This is a genomic window from Microvirga sp. jy35 (assembly GCF_056148915.1).
On the sequence record NZ_JBWBEW010000017.1, the window covers coordinates 17,319 to 37,801 of the forward strand.

The window sequence follows — 20,483 nt, forward strand, 5'->3', positions numbered from 1 at the left end:
TTACTCGATGACGAGGAGGGGTTCGCCGTATTCAACAGGAGTTCCGTCTTCGACAAAGATGGCGGTTACGGTGCCGGAGCGGGGCGCCACGATCTCGTTGAAGGTCTTCATGGCCTCGACGAGCAGGACCTTGTCGCCAGCCTGGACCTTGGAGCCGATCTCGACGAAGTTCTTCGCGTCGGGGGAGGGCTTGCGGTAGGCGGTGCCGACCATGGGCGAGAGCACGGCGCCCGGGTTGGGCGCGCCGGGCTTCCCGGCAGCTTCAGCACCCGCCGCAGACGGGGGCGGGGCGACGACGGGGGCATGGTGAGCCGCGGGGGCCGCCACCGGAACGGTAACAGCGGCGGTGACCATGCGCGCCACGCGAATGCGAAGGTCGCCCTTCTCCACTTCGATCTCGCTGAGATCCGTGTCGGCGATCAGGTTCGCCAGCTCGCGGACGAGATCAGGATCGAAAGGGTTTTCCTTGGCCATGGGGCTTACCTCTGCTTTTTTGAGGAATTAGTGCTGAGAGGCCTTCGCCTGGCGGGCCCGCTCGGCCATCACCCGGTGAACCGCTTCCAGGCCGAGCAGATAGCTCATGGGCCCGAAACCACAGATCACGCCGACGGAGACGGGCGCTATGAGCGAGCGATGGCGGAAGCCCTCGCGAGCATGAACGTTCGAAAGATGGATCTCGACCGTCGGCGCGCCGCTGCCGGAGATGGCATCGCGGAGCGCGATCGAGGTGTGGGTGTAGGCTCCGGCATTGATGACGATGCCGGCCCCTTGCGCTCCTGCCTCCTGGATCCAATCGACCAGATGTCCCTCATGGTTCGATTGGCGGAACGTGACCGCTGTCCCCAGTGCCTCCGCCTTCTCGCGCACGAGCTTCTCGATGTCGGCAAGCGTGGTGCTGCCATAGATCTGAGGCTCCCTGCGGCCGAGCAGGTTGAGATTGGGTCCGTTGAGGACGAAAACGGTGGTCATCGATAAGGAGCATTCCTTGAAGCTCCGTCAGGCGGAGCCGAAACGCCCTCTTAGCCAAAAGGTGGGCAGGGGGGAAGGGGAAAACCGGGGCTTTCCCAAGCTTGGCAGGGGTTCCGTAGAGTGAGCAGGCCGCTTTTCCCGTCATGGCCGGGCTCGTCCCGGCCATCCCTTTCTGAAAAGCACCGTTCCTCCACTGATCGGGATCACCGGCACAAGACCGGTGATGACGCGTAGGAGATGAGGACAGGCGGCACTGAAGCCAGTTTCGGTCCTACCCGCAGTTCGCCTTTCCGCACTGGCGGACATTGTCCACGAGCTGCTTCAGGGGCTCCAGGCCGACGGCCCCGGGGATGACCGTGTCGCCGACGATGAAGGCCGGGGTTCCGGAGAGGCTCAGCTTGTCGCCCAGCGCCATGTTCTCCTGGAGGGCGTTGCGGATCTCCGCGCTCTCCACGTCCTTCTGCAGGCGTCCCATGTCGACGCCCATTTCCTTGGCGACCGCCATGGCGCGCTCGCCGTTTACCCGTCCGCGGGTGTCCATGACCTTGACGTGGTAGTCCAGGAGCCTCTGGCCCTGGAGTTGGTTCTTGACGGCAAGCGCCACCCGGCTGGCCTCGACGGAATCCGGTCCGAGCACTGGGAAGTCCTTCAGGACGACCCGAAGCTTGGAATCGCTTTTCATGAGGCTCTGGACGTCCGCCAGCGCCTTCTTGCAGTAGCCGCAGTTGTAATCGAAGAACTCGACCAGGGTGACGTCGCCCGAGAGGTTGCCGACCACGTAGGAGTGCGAGGCGTTCAGCAGCGACTGCCGGGTTTCCTTGACGGCGCCGGCCTGGGCCACCTGCTGGGCTTCCGACTGGCGCTTCTCGAGTTCGGAAATGACCTCGGTCAGAACCTCCGGGTTCTTCAGGAGATAGTCCTTCACGATCTCGCCGATGGCCTGCTTCTGCTGGTCGGTGAAAACCGCGCTCTGCGCCATCGCGGCGGGGGCAATGGCCAACGTGCCGACAAGGGCCACGGCCTGGCCGAGTTTGAGAAGCGAAGAGCGCATATCGGGTCCTTTGCGGAGAATTCTTCTAGACAAGTCCGATCCTTAAGAGTGGTTCAAGGCGGAGTTGAGACTCGTCCGTTCTCCTGCGAGTTAGCGGCTCGAGGCCAGGGGCGTCAAATCACGGCTTCGTTTCGTTGGTGGGGATTGCGTCTGGCGCGTCATGGCCGGGCTTGTTCCGGCCATCCCGATGCTGAAAAGCACCGCGCCTCACAGACCGGGATCACCGGCACAAGGCCGGCGATGGCCAGGACGGCAATGACGGCTCATTCCCGAAGAACCGTCTTGAGACCGGTTCTCCAACCGGTTACGAACTCTGTTCATGACCAAAGCACCTGCCAGTCTCCACCAGCCCCTCATCGCGCGCCGCATGGACCGTGTGGCCTCGTTCCTCGCCATGGACGTGCTGAGCGCGGCCGCGGCCAAGGAACGCCGCGGGGACAGCGTGATCCATATGGAGGTGGGCCAGCCCTCCGCGCCTGCGCCCCGCGCGGCGCGTGAGGCCGCGAAGGCAGCCCTCGACCTGGGTCGCATCGGCTATACGGAGGCCCTTGGGCTATCCGCGCTGCGCGAGCGGATCGCGCGGCACTACAGGGACACCTATGGGGTGAGCATCGCGCCCGAGCGCGTCGTGGTGACCACCGGCTCCTCGGCAGGCTTCGTGCTGGCTTTCCTAAGCCTTTTCGATCCGGGTCAGCGGGTGGCGATCACGGCGCCGGGTTACCCGGCCTATCGCAACATCCTGGAGGCGCTCGGCATCGAGCCGGTGACGATCCCGCTCGCCAAGGCGGACGGCTGGATCATGACCGCCGAGGCCATCGCAAAGGCCCATGCGGAGAAGCCTCTGCACGGCATCCTGGCCATGAGCCCGGCCAACCCCTCCGGCACCATGATCGGCCGCAAGGCGCTCGCCGAACTCGGCGAGACCTGCCGTCGGCTGGGGCTGTGGTTCGTGTCCGACGAGATCTACCACGGCCTCACCTATGGCGAACCGGCCTCGACGGCGCTCGCCTCGGACGAGGACGCGGTGGTGATCAACTCGTTCTCCAAATATTACTGCATGACGGGCTGGCGCATCGGCTGGATCTTGGTGCCGGAGCGGCTGGTGCGGCCCATTGAGAGGCTGGCCCAGAACCTCTACATCTCGCCGCCCTACCTGTCGCAGGTTGCCGCGCTCGCCGCCTTCGATGCCATGGAGGAGCTGGAAGCCGTCAAGGCAGGCTACGCCCGCAACCGCGCCTATCTGCTGGAGGAGCTGCCGGGGATCGGCATCACCGAGATGCACCCGGTGGACGGGGCCTTCTACATCTATGCCGACATTGCCCGCTTTACGAACGATTCCATCGGCTTCTCGAAGCGCATGCTGGAGGAGGCAGGGGTCGCCGCAACCCCGGGCCTCGACTTCGATCCCATCGAGGGCTCGCACTACCTGCGCCTGTCGTTCGCCGGCTCCGAGAGCGATTGCCGCGAGACGGTGGCGCGGCTGAAGGGGTGGTTGAGGTAGCACCACTCTCGTCATCACCTGCCTTGTCCCGGCCATGACAGGGGAGACATCGGGCCTGAATGAAAATGCCCGGCTCAAGGCCGGGCATTTCTTTTTGTCTTACGAACCGCTCAGAACCGACTTGGCCTTGGACCACCAGCCGGCGCGCTTCGGGCGCTCCGGGTCGGGCGGGGTCAGCACCACGGCGACCGGTTCGGGTTCGGGGATGGCCGGCGCAGGGGCGGGAGCGGCAGGCTCCTCCGCCACGGGTTGCGCAACGGGTTGAGACGGAGCCACGATGGGCTCTTCCTCGGCGGCTGGCTTGAGAGCCTCGGCCACAGGCTGCCCGTCCGCGGGAGAGGTCGCATCGGAGGCCGGTGCGGCCAGTGCCTGATCGGAGGCGACCAAACCGTCCTCCTGGGCGAGCTCGACCGCCTCGTCACGGCCGCGCCCGCGACCGCCGCGGCGCCCGCGACGGCGGCGACGTCCTGCGCGCTCGTCGTCGGATTCGCCTGATTCAGCCGGGGCTGCCTCGGCTTCGGACGTCTGGGTTTCCGTCTCTTCGTCGCCGGACTCACCTTCAGGTTCGTCGCCCTCGGCGCTCTCGTCTGTCTGGTCAGCTCCAGCGGAGGCCTCGCGGTCGCGTCCCCGGCGGCGGCGACGGCGCCGACGACGGCGACGGTCACCTTCGCTTTCGCTTTCGCCCTGCTCGCCACGCTCCTCGCCGGCGGCCTGGGTGTCCTCTGCGGTCTCCTCCTCGGTCTCGACCTCATCCTCCTCGACGGGCTCGTCGATGGGGATGATGGCATCGATCTGGATGCCGGTCGCGGCCGACTTGTGCTCCAGCTTGAGGGCCGGATCGCCGCGGTCGATGGCGTAGGTCGTGTGGCCCTGCAGGGTGTCGTCGGCCACGATGGAGATCGCGACGCCGAAGCGGCTCTCCAGCTCGCGCAGGTGAATGCGCTTCTGGTTCAGGATGTAGAAGGCCGCTTCCATCCTGGTGCGGACCACGAGGTTGTAACTGGCATTCTTGATGAGGGTTTCCTCGATCGAGCGCAGCACCTGCAGGGCGACGGACGGCGTCGAGCGCACGAAGCCGGTGCCGGCGCAGTGGGGGCAGGGGATCGAGGATGATTCGAGCACGCCCGTGCGGATGCGCTGGCGCGACATCTCGAGCAGGCCGAAGGGCGAGATGCGGCCCACCTGGATGCGGGCGCGGTCGTTCTTCAGGCACTCGTTCAGCTTCTTTTCGACGGCGCGGTTGTTCCGCTTCTCCTCCATGTCGATGAAGTCGATGACGATGAGGCCAGCGAGATCGCGCAGGCGCAGCTGGCGAGCGATCTCCTCTGAGGCTTCGAGGTTCGTCCGAAGGGCCGTGTCCTCGATATTGTGCTCGCGGGTGGAGCGGCCCGAGTTCACGTCGATGGAGACGAGCGCTTCCGTCGGGTTGATGACGAGATAGCCGCCGGACTTCAGCGTCACCACGTTCGAGAACATGGCATCGAGCTGGGCCTCGACACCGAACTTGGCGAAGAGAGGCTGCGGGTCGCGGTAGGGCTGGACCAGCTTCGAATGGCTCGGCATGAGCATCCGCATGAAGTCCTTGGCCTCGCGATAGCCGTCCTCGCCGGAGACCATCACATCGTCGATGTCCTTGTTGTAGAGGTCGCGGATGGCGCGCTTGATGAGGGAGCCTTCCTCGTAGACGAGGGCAGGGGCGGCGGACTTCAGGGTCAGCTCGCGCACGCTCTCCCACAGGCGCATCAGGTATTCGTAGTCGCGCTTGATCTCGGGCTTGGTGCGCGAGGCGCCGGCCGTGCGCAGGATGATGCCCATTCCCTCGGGCACCTCCAGCTCCTGGGCGATTTCCTTCAGGCGCTTGCGGTCGGCCGCATTGGTGATCTTGCGCGAGATGCCGCCGCCCCGGCCCGTGTTGGGCATGAGCACCGAATAGCGCCCGGCAAGCGACAGGTAGGTGGTGAGCGCCGCCCCCTTGTTGCCGCGCTCTTCCTTGACGACCTGGACCAGAAGGATCTGGCGCCGCTTGATGACTTCCTGGATCTTGTACTGCTTGCGCGGCGTGCGCCGGCGCTGGGGCAGGTCCTCGATGGCATCGTCGCCGCCGAGCTGCTCGACGATCTCGTGCTCTTCCAACTCCTCATCGTCGTCTTCGTCTTCGTGCTCTTCGTCCTCGTCGGACGATTCCTGATCGTCCTCGGTGGAACGGGCCTCAGCTTCGTCCGAGGCATCCTCGTCCTGAGCCGGCTCGACATGCGCCGACGCCTCAACGGCTTCGACCGCAGCCTCCTCGGCGCCCTCGCTGGGGGCTGTAGCCTCGCCCTCGGCCGATGCGGCTTCGGAAGCCTCCAGCTGCGGAGCATCATTCGATTCGCCGGCGGCCTCCACTTGGTCGGAAGCATCGCCCGCTTCAGCCGCCTCTACCGTGCCAGCCTCGGCTTCGGTCGAAACGATGGCCTCGCTGTTTTCGGCGCGGCGCGGCGAGGAACGGCGGCGGCGGCGGTTGCTGCGGCGCTCCTCCTCGTGCTCCTCCTCGCGCTGGGCTTCCGCCTCGGCCTCGAGCAGAGCCTGACGGTCGGCGACCGGGATCTGATAGTAATCGGGATGGATTTCGCTGAAAGCGAGGAACCCGTGGCGGTTTCCGCCGTATTCCACAAAGGCCGCCTGGAGAGACGGTTCGACCCGGGTAACCTTGGCGAGATAGATATTCCCGCGCAGTTGCTTCCGGTTAGCGGATTCGAAGTCGAATTCTTCGACCTTCTGACCGCGTACCACCACGACCCGGGTTTCTTCCGGGTGGGAGGCATCGATGAGCATCTTGTTTGCCATGTTGAACTCTCGACATGGCGATCGAGGGCAGGACCTGAGGCAGGGGCCGCATTGTGGGCGGTAAGGCACGCCGCAAGCGAAGGCGGCGAGCTGAAATTGCGTTCGGAGTGCTGTCGATCGCCATCCTGCGCCGCGAAGGGGCGCATTTTGGGTTGAATTGGGCCGGCGCTGGACCGGAAAGGGTGGTGCTGGGGCGTGCGCGAAGGGATACGCGCGATTCGAACGATGCAGAAACGAAGGTCATAGCTGACTTCGTGTGTGCAACCATTCGAGACGGCCCTTTCGTAGATATCGATGAGCCGGGTGAACCGGCCATCGGCGAGTGGCGACGGGAGTCGCCCTGTGATCCTGTCCGTGAGCCTGTCGAGGGTGAGGCGATCCCTGAAGGATCGGTCAACACAACCGTCTCCCTCGGAGCCGCCGTCAGATTCGGCCATGCCGGACGGGGTCATGATCATTACAGATCGAATGGGGCATTTGGCAAGATGCTGTCTTACTGTGCCATGAATGCAACAGAGTCTCAATAAAGTCCCGCCGGGCGTGAGGTTCCGTTAACCAAACGCTGGCTATCAGTATAGGAAAGGACGTCAGCGCATCGTGCGGAAAAGTGGGCCCGGTTTTCCGCATCAACGATGCGCCGCTTGAGGGATCGAGCATCGGATCGATCCCAAAAGTGGCCTCCACTTTTGGGTCCGATGCTCGAAACCACAGCGGTCAGCGATGCCCATCACCCTTCTCATACGCCTTGCCGGCGCGTGCCTCGTGGCGATCATTCTCGCCGCCGGGGCGGGGCGTGCCTGGGCGGTGGGGGACGGCGCGAAGCCCGCGACCCCGATCATCGCGGCCGCCGCTGCCGTCGAGGCGGACGGGACGAAGACACGGTTCAAGGTGACCCTTTCGAAGGCTGTGTCCGCCCAGGTTTCCCTCATGGAGCGCCCGGACAGGCTGATCATCGACCTGCCGGAGGTCGCCTTCCACCTCCCGGCCGAGGCCGGACGCAGCAAGGAGGGGCTCATCGCATCCTACCGCTACGGCCTCTTCGCGCCTGGGCGCTCGCGGGTGGTGATGGAACTGACGCAGCCGGCTGTCGTGTCCGGCATGACGACCATGCCCGACGCCACGGGTGCCGCCACGATCCTGACCATCGAGCTCTCCCGTGCCGATCGGGAGGAGTTCCGCAAGGCTGCGGCTGGTGGCTCCCCTCCGGCGAAGGACGCTCCCGCGCCCGTTGTCCAGGCTTCGAAGGACGCCCGGCCGGTGATCATGATCGATCCAGGACACGGCGGCATCGATCCGGGTGCGGCAGCATCCTCCGGGAGCATAGCCGAGAAGGACCTGGTCCTGTCCTTTGCCCAGCGGCTGAAGCGGAAGCTCGAGGAAAGCGGTCGCTACAAGTTGCTCCTGACCCGGGAGCAGGACGTATTCGTGTCCCTCGGCGACCGGGTGCGCGCCGCGCGCGCCGCCCAGGCCGACCTCTTCATCTCCATCCATGCGGATTCGATTTCGGGCGGTCAGGACGTGCGGGGGCTGACGGTCTATACAGGATCGGAGCGGGCATCCGACGCGGACTCAGCCCGCCTGGCGGATCGCGAGAATAAGGCCGATGCGGTAGCGGGCATCGAGTCGGGTGAGATGCCTGACGAGGTGTCCGACATCCTGATGGACCTGACCCTTCGGGAAACCCGTGGCTTCTCCCACGGCTTCGCCAGCCGGCTCGTGGGCGAGTTCGACTCCGTCGCACGTCTCAACAAGAACCCCCATCGGCAGGCTCGTTTCCAGGTGCTGCGGGCGCACGATATTCCGTCCGTTCTCGTCGAGCTTGGCTATCTGTCGAGCCAAAAAGACTTGGACTTGTTGATGTCCGAGGAATGGCGGGCCAAGATGGTCTCGGCCATGTCGAGTGCCGTGGATCGTTTTTTCGATACACGGTTCGCCCGGAGGGGTGCTGCCGCAGTTTTACCATAGATAGAGTGTGGATACCCGTAGCGGGGGCGCGATTCATCGGCTAACGAGGGTCCGCGTTTCAAGATCTACATAAACGGGCGCTTCAAGGCGCCGTCATGGAATACCTTCGGATGCGCTTCGTCCTACGATTTTTCGGCTTCCTCTTTAGCGTTGGAGCGATCTTCTTCCTGATCGGCGCTGTGGGGCTTGCCTATGGATTCTGGTTCTATTCGAAGGATCTGCCGGATCACGCGCAGCTCGAGACTTACGAGCCGCCGGTGATGACCCGCATCCACGCGTCGGATGGCAGCCTGATCGCCGAATACGCCCGCGAGCGCCGGCTCTATGTGCCGATCGACTCTGTGCCCAAGCTTATTATCGGCGCCTTCCTGTCGGCTGAGGACAAGAATTTCTACAAGCATCCCGGCATCGACCCGGAAGGGCTCATGCGCGCTGTCGTGGTCAACCTGCGCTCGGGCGGATCGCGGGAGCAGGGCGCCTCCACCATCACCCAGCAGGTCGCCAAGAACTTCCTCGTCGGCAACGAGCGCAGCTACGAGCGCAAGATCCGCGAGGCGCTGATCGCGCTGCGCATGGAATCGACCTTTTCGAAGGACAAGATCCTCGAGCTCTATCTCAACGAGATCTTTCTCGGCACCCTGACCCCGGGCCGCAACCTTCACGGCATCGCGGCCGCGGCCCTCGACTATTTCGGCAAGTCGATCCACGAGCTGACCATCGCCGAATCCGCCTATATCGCCGCGCTCCCCAAGGGTCCGAACAACTACCATCCCTTCCGCCAGCGCAAGGCCGCGGTCGAGCGCAGGAACTGGGTGATCGAGCGCATGGCCGTCAACGGCTATATCTCGCAGGAAGCGGCAGCCGAGGCCCAGAAGGAGCCGCTCAACGTCAAGCCGCGGATGGTCTCCCCGAACAGCATCGCGTCGGGCTATTTCGCCGAAGGCGTGCGCCGCGACATCGCCGAACGCTATGGCGAGGAAAGCCTCTACGAGGGCGGCCTGCTGATCCGCTCCACCCTCGATCCCAAGATGCAGGCCATGGCGCGCAAGTCCCTCGTGGACGGCCTGGTGCGCTTCGACGAGGCGCGCGGCTGGCGCGGCGCCCAGCAGAAGATCGATCTGGCGGGCCGTGAATGGGGCCTTGCCCTATCGGAAGTGCCGGTGCTCGGCGATGTCCAGCCCTGGCGCCTTGCGGTGGTGCTGGAGGTGGCCGGCGGCCGCGCCAGGGTCGGTCTGCAGCCGAAGCGAGAGGCCTCCGGCCAGCTGGTCAAGGACCGCGAAACCGGGCTAGTCACCGCTGAAGGCGTGAAATGGACCCGCCGCAGCGTCGATAAGGCGCTGTCGGTCGGCGATGTGGTCTATGTGGAGCCTCTCGCGGACAAGGAGGGCCAGTTCCGCCTGCGTCAGATGCCCGAGATCTCCGGCGCCATCGTCGCCATGGACCCCAATACGGGCCGCGTTCACGCCATGGTGGGCGGATTCTCCTACGACCAGAGCGAGTTCAACCGCGCCATCCAGGCCATGCGCCAGCCGGGCTCGTCGTTCAAGCCGCTCGTCTACGCAACGGCTCTCGACAATGGCTATACGCCCTCATCCCAGATCATGGACGCGCCTTTCGTGCTCGATATGGGGCCTGGCCAGGAGGCGTGGGCGCCTAAGAACTACGACGGCAAGTCGGGCGGCCTTCGCACCCTGCGCTACGGCATCGAGCATTCCAAGAACCTGATGACGGTCCGCCTCTCGAACGAGGTCGGTATGCCGATGATCTCGGAATATTCCCGGCGTTTCGGCGTCTATGACGACATGCTGCCGCTTCTCTCCATGTCGCTGGGTGCCGGCGAGACGACCGTGATGCGCATGACGGCGGCCTACTCAATGTTCGCCAACGGGGGACGCCGCATCAAGCCGACTCTCATCGACCAGATCCAGGACCGCAACGGCCGGACGATCTACCGTCACGACGACCGCAAATGCGCGAACTGTAGTGCGGAGAAGTGGGATGGCGGCGCTGCGCCCAAGCTCACCGAGAACCGGGAGCAGGTGCTCGACCCCCTCACGGCGTACCAGATGACATCGATTCTTGAGGGTGTGGTCCAGCGTGGTACCGCCCAGACGGTCAAGGCCGTCGGCAAGCCGCTCGCGGGCAAGACCGGCACCACCAACGACGCCAAGGACGTGTGGTTCGTCGGCTTCTCGCCGGATCTCGCCGTGGGCGTGTTCCTGGGCTACGACCAGCCGAAGTCGCTCGGCAACGCGGCAACCGCCGGCCAGTACGCGGCGCCGGTCTTCCGCGACTTCATGCAGATGGCCTTGAAGGACAAGCCTGCGACGCCGTTCCGGGTGCCGCCCGGCATCAAGCTCATCCGCGTCAACGCCTCGACCGGCACCCGCGCGGGCGGTGAGGGCGGAGGCACGATCCTTGAGGCCTTCAAGCCTGGACAGTCTCCTCCGGAATTCATCCCTCCGGAGCCCGAGGAGATCCCGCAGGCGGAGTACGCGCCGGCTCCTCCAGGAGCGCCCCGGCAGGCCGGCGGCGTAGGAGCCGGTGGATTGTACTGACGGGCTCACGCCGCCATATCGACGCCCATCCACATCAGGAGAACCGGAAGCCCTCCAGCCTGCCTTGGCTGGAGGGCTTCCGCCGGTCGGCTCAAAGCATCTGACCTCGAAGTGCATTCCCCTTTGAGGCCCAATGCTCTAAGACGCCGTCATCACAGGCACGGACAGAACGAACGGAACAATGCGCGCCGAAATCCAACACCTCGTAGAAGAGACCAAGCAGTCTGTCGGGCTGCTGAGGAGGCATCTTTGACTGGGATACCGCCCAGCGCCGCCTCGCGGAACTGAACGCCCAAGCCGAAGACCCCAACCTCTGGAACGATGCGGAAGCCGCGCAGAAGATCATGCGCGAACGCACCTCCCTGGAGGACCAGATCTCGGCCGTGAAGCGTCTCGGGCAGGAGCTCGAGGACGCCATCACGTTGATCGAGCTCGGCGAGGCCGAGGACGACGAGGGGACCATCAAGGAAGGCGAGGAGGCGATCCGCAGCCTTCAGGCCGAGGCGGCCCGCCGTCAGGTCGAGACCCTGCTCTCGGGGGAGGCCGATGCGAATGATACCTATGTGGAAGTGCATTCGGGCGCCGGCGGCACGGAAAGCCAGGATTGGGCCAACATGCTTCAGCGCATGTATGCCCGATGGGCCGAGCGCCGGAAGTACAAGGTCGAGCTGCTGGAAATCACCGACGGCGAAGAGGCCGGCATCAAGAGTGCCACGCTCCTGATCAAGGGCCACAATGCCTATGGCTGGCTCAAGACAGAGTCCGGGGTGCATCGCCTCGTGCGCATCTCGCCCTACGATTCGAATGCCCGACGCCACACGAGCTTCGCGTCCGTGTGGGTCTATCCGGTGGTCGACGACCGGATCAACATCGAGATCAAGGAATCCGACTGCCGCATCGACACGTTCCGCTCATCCGGCGCGGGCGGCCAGCACGTGAACACCACCGACTCGGCCGTGCGCATCACGCATATTCCGAGCGGCATCGTGGTGGCCTGCCAGCAGGAACGCTCCCAGCACAAGAACCGGGCCACCGCCTGGAACATGCTGCGGGCCCGCCTCTACGAGGCCGAGCTGAAGAAGCGCGAGGAGAAGGCCAGCGCCGAGGCCGCCGCCAAGACGGATATCGGCTGGGGGCACCAGATCCGCTCCTACGTGCTGCAGCCCTACCAGATGGTGAAGGACCTGCGCACCGGCGCCCAGTCCACGAGCCCGCAGGACGTACTCGACGGCGACCTCGACCCCTTCATGGAAGCCTCGCTCGCCCAGCGGGTTTATGGCGGCGCGGACGAGGTCGAGGATATTGACTAAAACAGTAAGGGCCGCTCCTCAGGAGCGGCTTTTCTCCTATGGGAGTGTCTTCGCCGTAGCGAGTACCTCTTCAACGTGGCCCTCAACCTTCACCTTGGTCCAAAGCTTGGCGATTGTCCCGTTGCGGTCGATCAGCACGGTCGTGCGTTCGACCCCCATGTATTTGCGGCCGTACATGCTTTTTTCGACCCAGACGCCATAGGCCTGCAGCATGGCCGTGGCCTCGTCTGAGGCAAGGGCGAAGTCCAATCCATACTTGGCCCGGAACTTGTCGTGGCTCTTCAAGCTGTCGGGCGAAACCCCGACGATCTCTGTATCCGCCGCGGCGAACTCTGCTTTCAGCGCTTGAAAGTTCTGCGCCTCCAGGGTGCAGCCGCTGGTGTCGTCCTTCGGGTAGAAGTAGAGCACGACCTTATGGCCCTTCAGATCGCCGAGGCCGATCTCCCGACCATCTGTCGCAGGCAGGGAGAAGGCCGGGGCCATGGTTCCAACGGTAAGAGACATGAATCGCCTTCCTTTTGGCGGAATGTACTGTTTGGAAACCTCTGGTGTGCACGACTGCTGGGGAAACAGTCGCGGGAGGCACCCGAGACGGTTAAGGTCTCACCTTCTGATTCCCTGATTAGCGCCTATGCGCAAGAACCGGATCGCCAAACGTCACAGGAATGAAGCTGCCCTTTCGTAACACGTTGTCCCGGCGAGACCCGGTCAAGCGAAGCCTGCTCAGGCGCGTGTTGCGTGGCACTCTCTATGTGAAGCTTGGGCTGATCGTCTTCCTGACAGCCGCCTTCGGCCTGCTCTATCTGCGCCTGGCGGCCGCCCCCATGAGCTTCGGGCGCCTGCCCGAGCGGGTCGCCGAGGCGCTGGCGGCGCGCATCGGGCCCGGTTGGAAAGTGACGCTGCGCAATACCGCAATCGAGCTGCATGACGGCTCGCCGGCACTCCGCGCGAACGGCCTCGATATCCGCGCCCCAGGCGGCGATCTCGTGCTCCGGGCTCCGTATGCCATCCTGAGCGCGGATCTGACCTCGCTCCTGACGGCCAATCTGCAGCCCAAGGCCATCGAGGTGCGCGACCTGCAATTGCGCATCCGCGTGAATCGGGACGGCTCGCTCTCCTTCTCGCCCGTGCAGGGAGCCGACGGGGAGGGAGCACAGCCAGCCCCCTCAGTGCTGGAGCCTTCCAAGGAGGCGGCTGCGTCGATGGCCCGTGACGGCAACGGACCCTCTCCCGTCTCCGGCACCGTCGGATCGCTGCTAGACCTCATTGTCGGCCCCGTAAGCGTTCTGAATTCCCTCAACCAAGCGCAGCTGACTAATGCGCGTCTGGTGTTCATCGATGCGGATGGCCGCGAGCGGGCGAGGTTCCAGCGGGTCGACGCGGCCTTCGACTGGACCGAGAACGGCGGTCGCCGGTTCGCAGCAACGGTCGAGGGACCGCAGGGCCCCTGGCAGCTGAACGGCGATGCCAACGTGGAAGGCAAGGACGCGTACCGGGCCAGCATCGTGGCGGAGCGGGCGCCGATCACGGACATTCTTCTACTCTCCGGAGCCTCGGACGTGCCGGCGACCACGGACCTGGAGTTCTCGGGCCGGTTCGACCTGGCATTCGCGGAAAGGCGCGTGACGGAGCTGAAGGCCCGTCTCGAGAGCAGCCCCGGCACGATCCAGATCCAGGACGAGGATACGTCTCCGTTCCCGGTCGAGAAGGCCGTCATCGAGGCGCACTGGGACGAGGCGGCGAAAGCCCTTGAGCTGGAGCGCATCGAGGCAAAAGGCGGGGACACGAACCTGCGTTTGCAGGGCCGTCTTCTCGCTCCCAATGGCAATAATCCATGGCGCCTGAGCCTGGGCGGACGGGACATCGCCTGGTCGGGAGCCGCCGCAGGGGACCGGCCCTTGCAGGTCGGTGAATTCGCGGCCGACCTCTCCGGTCACGACGGCGTCCGGATCAACGGCATCACCCTCAAAGGTCCGGAGCTTTCCGCCCGCATCAGCGGCCTCCTGGCGGCCACCGCCGACCCCAAAGGGCTGAATCTCGAGGTGCAGGCCGAAAAGACCGATATCCGCTCGGCTCTGCGGCTCTGGCCGGAGGCCGTAGCCCCTCCGGTGAGGCGCTATCTGGTGTCCCATCTGAAGGCCGGGATGCTCGAATCCATCGACCTCAAGGTGGCGATGGCGGGCGCCGATATCGAGAAGGCGCTGACCGGCGGCCCGACCCCCGACGAGTCCCTGAAGATCGCCTTCGCCGTCTCCAACGGCACGCTGCAGGTCGACGAAGGCATTCCGCCCATATCGGGAATGAACGCGACCGGCCGTGTGACAGGAACGAAGGTGCTGGTGCGCGCGCCCGCCGGCCTGGTTCAAATGGCGGGCAATCGCACCCTGTCGGCCTCCGAGGGCGTCTTTGTCCTGGACAATTACTGGGACGACAACGGGGTGGCGCGCATCGACTTCCGCCTCACGGGAGGTGCCGACGGCTTGGGCGCGCTGCTGCTGGAGCCGCGCATCAAGGAGATCGCGGGGTTCAACATCGATCCCGCCACCATGAAGGGAAAGACGGATCTGCGGGTCGGCCTCAGCCTGCCGGTTCATGACATTCCCGAGTTCAAGGACCTACCACTGAAGGTCGGCGGAACGATCAGCGATTTCGGCGTCGACGGCTTCTTCGGGAAGGATCGTCTCGAGGGCGCCGACCTGACCATCGCCTATGACCGGGGCGATCTCTCCGTCAAAGGCAACGGCAAGCTCGCTGGCAGCGCGGCTGTCGTCGACCTGCAGAAGAACCGCCAGGGCGGGCAGGCCAGCGTGGCCTTCTCCCTCGACGAGGCTGCACGCAGCCGGCGCGGGCTTTCCCTGGGCTCACAGCTTACCGGCACCGTCGGCCTCAAGGCGAGCCTGCCGCTGGGCGAGAACGCGCCGCCGGTCATCAATGTCGAGGCGGACCTGGCCAAGGCCGGTATCGATCAGCTCGTTCCAGGCTGGGTGAAGCCCGCGGGCAGGCCGGGCAAGCTCACCTTCACCATGGTCGACGGGCCGACCAGCGAAATCCGGGACCTGCAGCTCGACAGCGGCAATGTCCAGCTCCGGGGCCATGCCACGCTCAACAACGAGGGCGGCCTGGACAAGGCGGAGCTCTCGACCTTCAAGCTCTCGCCCGGCGACGACATGCGCGCGCAGATCGAGCGTTCCGGCGGCGTCTACAAGGTCCAGATCCGGGGCAACGTGGGCGATGCGCGGCCTTTCGTGAGAGGCGGAGGAACAACCCCTGCCGCCGGGCGCAGCGGGGCGGCGAGCAAGGACAGCAAGGATTTCGATCTCGACCTGAACCTCAACATCCTAACCGGCTTCAACGAGGAGGCGATCACCAATGCCTCCGTCAAGGCCTCAATGCGCAAGGACAGCCTGCGCCAGCTCGACCTGAAGGGACGCCTCGGCGCGACGGACATCCTGGGCCGCACCATTCCCCAGGCTGGAGGCACTCCGGTGGTCATCATCCAGGCTGAGGATGCGGGCGCGCTCCTGCGGTTCACCGACGTCTACAAGCGCATGTCGCGCGGCAGCCTCATCCTGCAGCTCTCCACAGGAGACGAGCCGCAGGCCGGTCATGTGATCATGCACTCCTTCGCGCTGGTCAACGAACCGGCCCTGCGCCGCATCATCCCGACCCAGACACAGGTCGTCGCAGGGCGCGATCAGGCCGGAAAGCCTCAGCTGGTCCGGGTGGACGTGAACGAGGTCCAGTTCACCAAGGCGAGGCTCGAGTTCTCCCGCAGCGCCGGGCGCCTCGATTTCAAGGATGCGGCCATCTGGGGCAACCAGATCGGATTCACGCTCGGCGGGTTCATCGACTATGCCCGCGACCGTCTCGATGTCTCGGGAACCTTCGTGCCGGCCTACGGGCTCAACAATGTCTTCGCCCAGGTGCCGCTGTTCGGCCCGCTGCTGGGCGGGGGGCAGAACGAGGGTCTGTTCGCCGTCAATTTCCGCCTGAACGGGCAGGCGAGCGCGCCGTCACTGTCGGTCAATCCGCTCTCCGCGGTGGCTCCAGGCTTCCTGCGCAAGCTCTTCGGCGTGGGAGCCGAGAGAGAGCCGCAGACAGGATCGCTGCCCGCGGCTCCCGATCGGTAAACCTACACGGCGCGCAGGAGAACGTGCTTCTTCTTGCCGAAGGATAGCTTGATCACCCCCTCGGCCGTGACGTCCGACAGGTTCAAAGTGCCCCGCTCGTCCGAGATGGTCTGGTCGTTGACCTTGAGGCCGCCGCTCTTGACCTGCCGGCGCGCCTCGCTCGAGGAGGGCACGAGCTTGGCGTAGTCCGGTCCGAAGGCCGCCAGCACCCCGATCCCGCCTTTGAGGACGTCGGACGGGATCTCGATCGTGGGCAGGCTTTCTGCCAGCGTCCCCTGTTCGAAGGTCTTGCGGGCGGTCTCCGCCGCCAGCTCCGCCGCCTCGCGGCCATGGAGGAGGGCGGTCGCTTCCGTTGCGAGAACCTTCTTCGCCTCGTTGATGTCGGCGCCCTGGAGCGCCTCGAGCCGGGCGATCTCGTCCATGGGCAGGATGGTGAAGAGCTTCAGGAAGCGGGCGACATCCGCGTCCTCGGTGTTGCGCCAGAACTGCCAGTAATCATATGGGCTCAGCATGTCGGCATTGAGCCAGACCGCCCCTGAGGCCGTCTTGCCCATCTTGGCGCCGGATGCGGTGGTGAGCAGCGGGCACGTGACGGCGTAGAGCTGCGGCGTACCGAGGCGGCGACCGAGATCGATGCCATTGACGATGTTGCCCCACTGGTCGGAGCCACCCATCTGCAGGATGCAGCCGTAGCGCTTGTTGAGCTCCACGAAGTCATAAGCCTGGAGGATCATGTAGTTGAATTCCAGGAACGACAGCTCGTGCTCCCGGTCGAGACGCAGCTTCACGCTGTCGAAGGACAGCATGCGGTTGACGGAGAAGTGCCGGCCCACGTCGCGCAGGAACTCGATGTAGTTCAGCTTCGTCAGCCACTCGGCGTTGTCGACCATCATGGCGTCTGTCTTGGCCTCGCCGAAAGAGATGAAGCGCGAAAAGACCGTCCTGATGCTGTCCTTGTTGGCCTCGATCTGCTCGACGGTCAGGAGCTTGCGGCTCTCGTCCTTGCCCGATGGGTCGCCCACCCGGGTCGTGCCGCCGCCCATGAGCGTGATCGGCCGGCCGGCGCCGGTTTTCTGCAGCCAGTGCAGCATCATGATCGAGAGCAGGTGGCCTACATGGAGAGACGGGCCAGTGCAGTCGTAGCCCACATAGGTGGTAAGCCGGTTCTCGAGCGCCGCCGCATCAACCCCCTCGAAATCGGAGGTCTGGTGAATGAAGCCCCGCTCGGTGAGCACCTTCAGAAAATCGGATTTCGGCGCGTTCATCGCGTCTCTCTCTGGCTCGTCATAAGTGGAGGGTCCCTCTAACAGCTTCGTTGCGGGAATTCACGTGGTTTTGCTTATGGCACGGAGTTTGCCGCTCTATAGGGCGGCCGGGCCACGCCACATCCTGATGCTTACGCTGCGTCAGCTTGACGCAGGTTTATCACAGTTCTACTTGTGAAACATAGTATCAAAAGGTGATGTGACCATGTCCTGGTACAACGATGTGCTGGATTGGATTTCCGATACAGCGGAGAGTGTCGGGCGAGGCGTCGCCGATGTGTTCAACTCCATAGCCGATTCCATCAAGAGCAGCATTCTGGAACTGCCTCTCTGGTTCAACTCTGCATTGGGCAAGGCTTTTCCGGGCATGGTCATCGGCGATGTGAAGTACTTCACCCCATCCCATCCCGACAGTGACGTTCAGGCGCTGATGTCAGGCTCCAAATGGAATGGGTCGACGATCACCTATTCCCTGCCGGATTATCGGGATGACTACTCCGCACTCAACCCTCATGCGACAGGGTTCGAACGCCTCTCGCTGCAATCAGAGACTGCCGTGCATGAGGCCATGGCCGCTGTGGCCGGCTATGTCAGCGTGGGCGTTGCCTATGCGGGGCGCAACGACGCGAATATCAAGGTTGCAAGCTTCATCCCCGGGCAGTTCATCACCAGCAGCACCGGCTGTTACCCGGGGATGCCGGCTTATGGTGGAGAGACCTGGATCGTCGGCGGTTTGTCGACGAACGTTAAGAAGGGGACGCAGAAATATGCCCTCATCCTGCATGAACTGGGGCACTCGCTGGGCTTGAAGCATTCCCACGATGAGGTTCCAGGCCTGCCGAAGATGTCGGCCGTGCGCGATACCTATGAATACACGGTGATGTCGTACAACGACACCGCGCAGGCGCCCCAGAGCTTCATGCAGTATGACATTGCCGCCCTGCAGGCGATGTATGGCGCCGACTTCAGCACCAATGCGGCCGATACGGTTTATACCTGGGATGCGTTCTCGGGTGCTATGTCCGTCAACGCCGCCAACCAGGGCAGTACGTATCTCGGCAAGATCTTCCTGACCATCTGGGACGGCGGCGGCATTGACACCTATGACATGTCGAATTTCAGCGACAATGCGTTGATCGACCTCGGTCCAGGCGGCTACTCGCGCTTCTCCAAAAAGCAGCTGGCTGAAAAAGGTGGTGGCCTGTTCGTCAACGGGAACGTCTACAACGCCTTCCAATACAATGGTGACGCGCGCTCACTCATCGAGAATGCGATCGGCGGCAGCGGCAACGACAAGATCACCGGCAATCAGGCGAACAACTCCCTGAAGGGGGGCTTAGGCCATTACGAGCTCCATGGCGGCCTCGGCAACGACACTCTCACTGGCGGTGACGGCAACGACAAGCTTTATGGCGGTTCGGGCGCGGATCGCCTGGAAGGCGGAGCTGACTGGGACACGGTGAGCTATTGGGCGGCGGCCGGTGCGGTGCAGGTCTATCTTTGGGGAACGGGCTACAACAAAGGCGAGGCCGCAGGCGACACCTACTCCGGGATCGAGGTGATCGACGGGTCGCGCTTCGGCGACGTGCTGGAGGGCGACGGCTCCGCCAATGGCTTCTGGGGTGATGCGGGCGATGACACCCTGAAGGGTGGGGCCGGGAGCGACGCGCTCTCCGGTGGTGACGGCAGTGATCGTATGGACGGTGGGGCAGGTGCGGACCGGCTCGATGGGGGAGCGGGCTCGGACACCGTGAGCTATTGGGGCGCCGCCGGAGCCGTGCAGATCTTTCTGCATGATGTCAGCCGCAATGCCGGCGAGGCTGCGGGCGACGTCTATACATCCATCGAGTTGATCGGAGGCTCAATGTACAGCGACGTGATGGAAGGCAACGCCGCTGCGAATGCCTTCTTGGCGGATGTCGGCCATGACGTTCTCAAAGGCTTCGGCGGAAGCGACACCCTATACGGCGGCGCCGGAGATGATCGTTTGGAGGGTGGCGCGGACGCCGACCGGCTCGACGGCGGCGACGGCTTCGATGTCGCGGATTATTCCGGCGCATCCTCCGGCATCATCGTAGATCGGGCCAACATGGCTCGCAGCAGCGGTGAGGCTGCCGGAGACCTTTATGTCTCGATCGAGGGCATTCAGGGTTCGGCCTATGGCGACCAGCTGCACGGCCAAGCGGGCTGGGATGGCCTGTACGGCGGCGCAGGCGACGACGTGCTGGAAGGCCGCATGGGTGGCGATCACCTTGTAGGAGGCGAAGGCTTCGACTTCGCCATCTACTGGAACGCCGCCTCGGGCGTTGTGGTGAGTCTTGGCAATCCCATGGTCAATACGGGCGACGCCTATGGCGACGCATACGACTCAATCGAGGGCCTGCAGGGATCGAGCCATGCGGACTCCCTGTATGGCAGCTGGTTTGGCAACTCGCTCTACGGCTGGGGCGGCAACGACCTGCTGATGGGCGACGGCGGCAACGACTGGATCCACGGCGGCGACCACTCCGATACTCTCTCGGGCGGGGATGGTATCGACTGGCTCGTGGGCGCGACCGGCCGGGATTACTTCCGCTTCGATACGTGGTTGGGAACCGGCAATGTGGATACGATCGAAGACTTCAGCGCGGGAGACGACTTGATTCAGCTCAGCCGTGGCATCTTCAGCAAAGCGACCGGAGCCTCCTATCTTGACAGCGCCGCCTTCACGATCGGTGCCGCTGCCACGACAGGGGCTCACCGCATCATCTACAACAGGACGAGTGGGGAACTCTCCTACGATGCCGATGGGGCCGGTCTGGCGGCCGGGCAGGTCAAGTTCGCGTCCATCGGTGCCGGGCACAACCTCACGAACTACCACTTCCTGCTCGTCTGAGCGGAAGGCTGGGACAGGAAAAGGCCGGCGCAA

12 protein-coding genes are annotated in these 20,483 nt (G+C 64.4%); 6 read left to right on the plus strand and 6 right to left on the minus strand.

Features of this window, described 5'->3' with window-relative positions; genetic code table 11:
• From accB to AC0QTX_RS14300, 3 genes are all read right to left on the minus strand, one after another.
• On the minus strand, window positions 1-474 hold the full coding sequence (accB, locus tag AC0QTX_RS14290; RefSeq protein WP_474604489.1) for an acetyl-CoA carboxylase biotin carboxyl carrier protein: 474 nt from the start codon (window positions 472-474) through the stop codon (window positions 1-3).
• A gap of 27 nt (window positions 475-501) precedes the next feature.
• On the minus strand, window positions 502-969 hold the full coding sequence (gene aroQ / locus AC0QTX_RS14295) for a type II 3-dehydroquinate dehydratase (RefSeq protein WP_474604490.1): 468 nt from the start codon (window positions 967-969) through the stop codon (window positions 502-504).
• 271 nt (window positions 970-1,240) lie between these two features.
• Window positions 1,241-2,020 carry a DsbA family protein gene (locus AC0QTX_RS14300; protein ID WP_474604491.1) on the minus strand — a complete coding sequence of 260 codons (780 nt, stop codon included), beginning with the start codon at window positions 2,018-2,020 and terminating at the stop codon, window positions 1,241-1,243.
• Between the two features lie 319 nt (window positions 2,021-2,339).
• Between AC0QTX_RS14300 and AC0QTX_RS14305 the strand changes: the two genes are divergently transcribed.
• Entirely contained in the window at window positions 2,340-3,521 is a 1,182-nt protein-coding gene (locus AC0QTX_RS14305) for a pyridoxal phosphate-dependent aminotransferase (protein ID WP_474604492.1), read from the plus strand.
• A 99-nt stretch (window positions 3,522-3,620) separates the two neighbouring features.
• Here AC0QTX_RS14305 and AC0QTX_RS14310 read toward each other — a convergent pair whose 3' ends face one another.
• On the minus strand, window positions 3,621-6,347 hold the full coding sequence (locus AC0QTX_RS14310) for a ribonuclease E/G (RefSeq protein ID WP_474604493.1): 2,727 nt from the start codon (window positions 6,345-6,347) through the stop codon (window positions 3,621-3,623).
• A gap of 720 nt (window positions 6,348-7,067) precedes the next feature.
• Here AC0QTX_RS14310 and AC0QTX_RS14315 point away from each other — a divergent pair.
• The 3 genes from AC0QTX_RS14315 (at window position 7,068) to prfB (ending at window position 12,180) form a co-directional block, all read left to right on the plus strand.
• Window positions 7,068-8,312: an N-acetylmuramoyl-L-alanine amidase gene (locus AC0QTX_RS14315; protein ID WP_474604494.1), complete on the plus strand. Its 1,245-nt coding sequence runs from the start codon at window positions 7,068-7,070 to the stop codon at window positions 8,310-8,312.
• Between the two features lie 110 nt (window positions 8,313-8,422).
• Window positions 8,423-10,870 (plus strand): penicillin-binding protein 1A, encoded by a 2,448-nt coding sequence (locus AC0QTX_RS14320; protein WP_474604565.1) that lies wholly within the window; start codon window positions 8,423-8,425, stop codon window positions 10,868-10,870.
• A 181-nt stretch (window positions 10,871-11,051) separates the two neighbouring features.
• Window positions 11,052-12,180, plus strand: a protein-coding gene (gene prfB / locus AC0QTX_RS14325) for a peptide chain release factor 2 (RefSeq protein ID WP_474604495.1) whose coding sequence is annotated in 2 segments (ribosomal slippage) — window positions 11,052-11,120 and window positions 11,122-12,180 — 1,128 coding nt in all. Because the reading frame shifts where the segments join, the coding sequence is not laid out codon by codon here.
• A gap of 36 nt (window positions 12,181-12,216) precedes the next feature.
• Here prfB and AC0QTX_RS14330 read toward each other — a convergent pair.
• Complete coding sequence (locus AC0QTX_RS14330; RefSeq protein ID WP_474604496.1) at window positions 12,217-12,684, minus strand: peroxiredoxin; 468 nt, start codon at window positions 12,682-12,684, stop codon at window positions 12,217-12,219.
• A 227-nt stretch (window positions 12,685-12,911) separates the two neighbouring features.
• On the opposite strand from AC0QTX_RS14330, the gene AC0QTX_RS14335 reads away from it, so the two are divergent.
• Window positions 12,912-16,310: a hypothetical protein gene (locus AC0QTX_RS14335; protein ID WP_474604497.1), complete on the plus strand. Its 3,399-nt coding sequence runs from the start codon at window positions 12,912-12,914 to the stop codon at window positions 16,308-16,310.
• Between the two features lie 2 nt (window positions 16,311-16,312).
• Here the strand turns inward: AC0QTX_RS14335 and tyrS are convergent, their stop codons facing one another.
• Window positions 16,313-17,575 (minus strand): tyrosine--tRNA ligase, encoded by a 1,263-nt coding sequence (tyrS, locus tag AC0QTX_RS14340; protein ID WP_474604498.1) that lies wholly within the window; start codon window positions 17,573-17,575, stop codon window positions 16,313-16,315.
• Between the two features lie 205 nt (window positions 17,576-17,780).
• Here tyrS and AC0QTX_RS14345 point away from each other — a divergent pair, with 205 nt between their 5' ends.
• Complete coding sequence (locus AC0QTX_RS14345; RefSeq protein ID WP_474604499.1) at window positions 17,781-20,450, plus strand: M10 family metallopeptidase C-terminal domain-containing protein; 2,670 nt, start codon at window positions 17,781-17,783, stop codon at window positions 20,448-20,450.
• Window positions 20,451-20,483 lie beyond the last annotated feature (33 nt).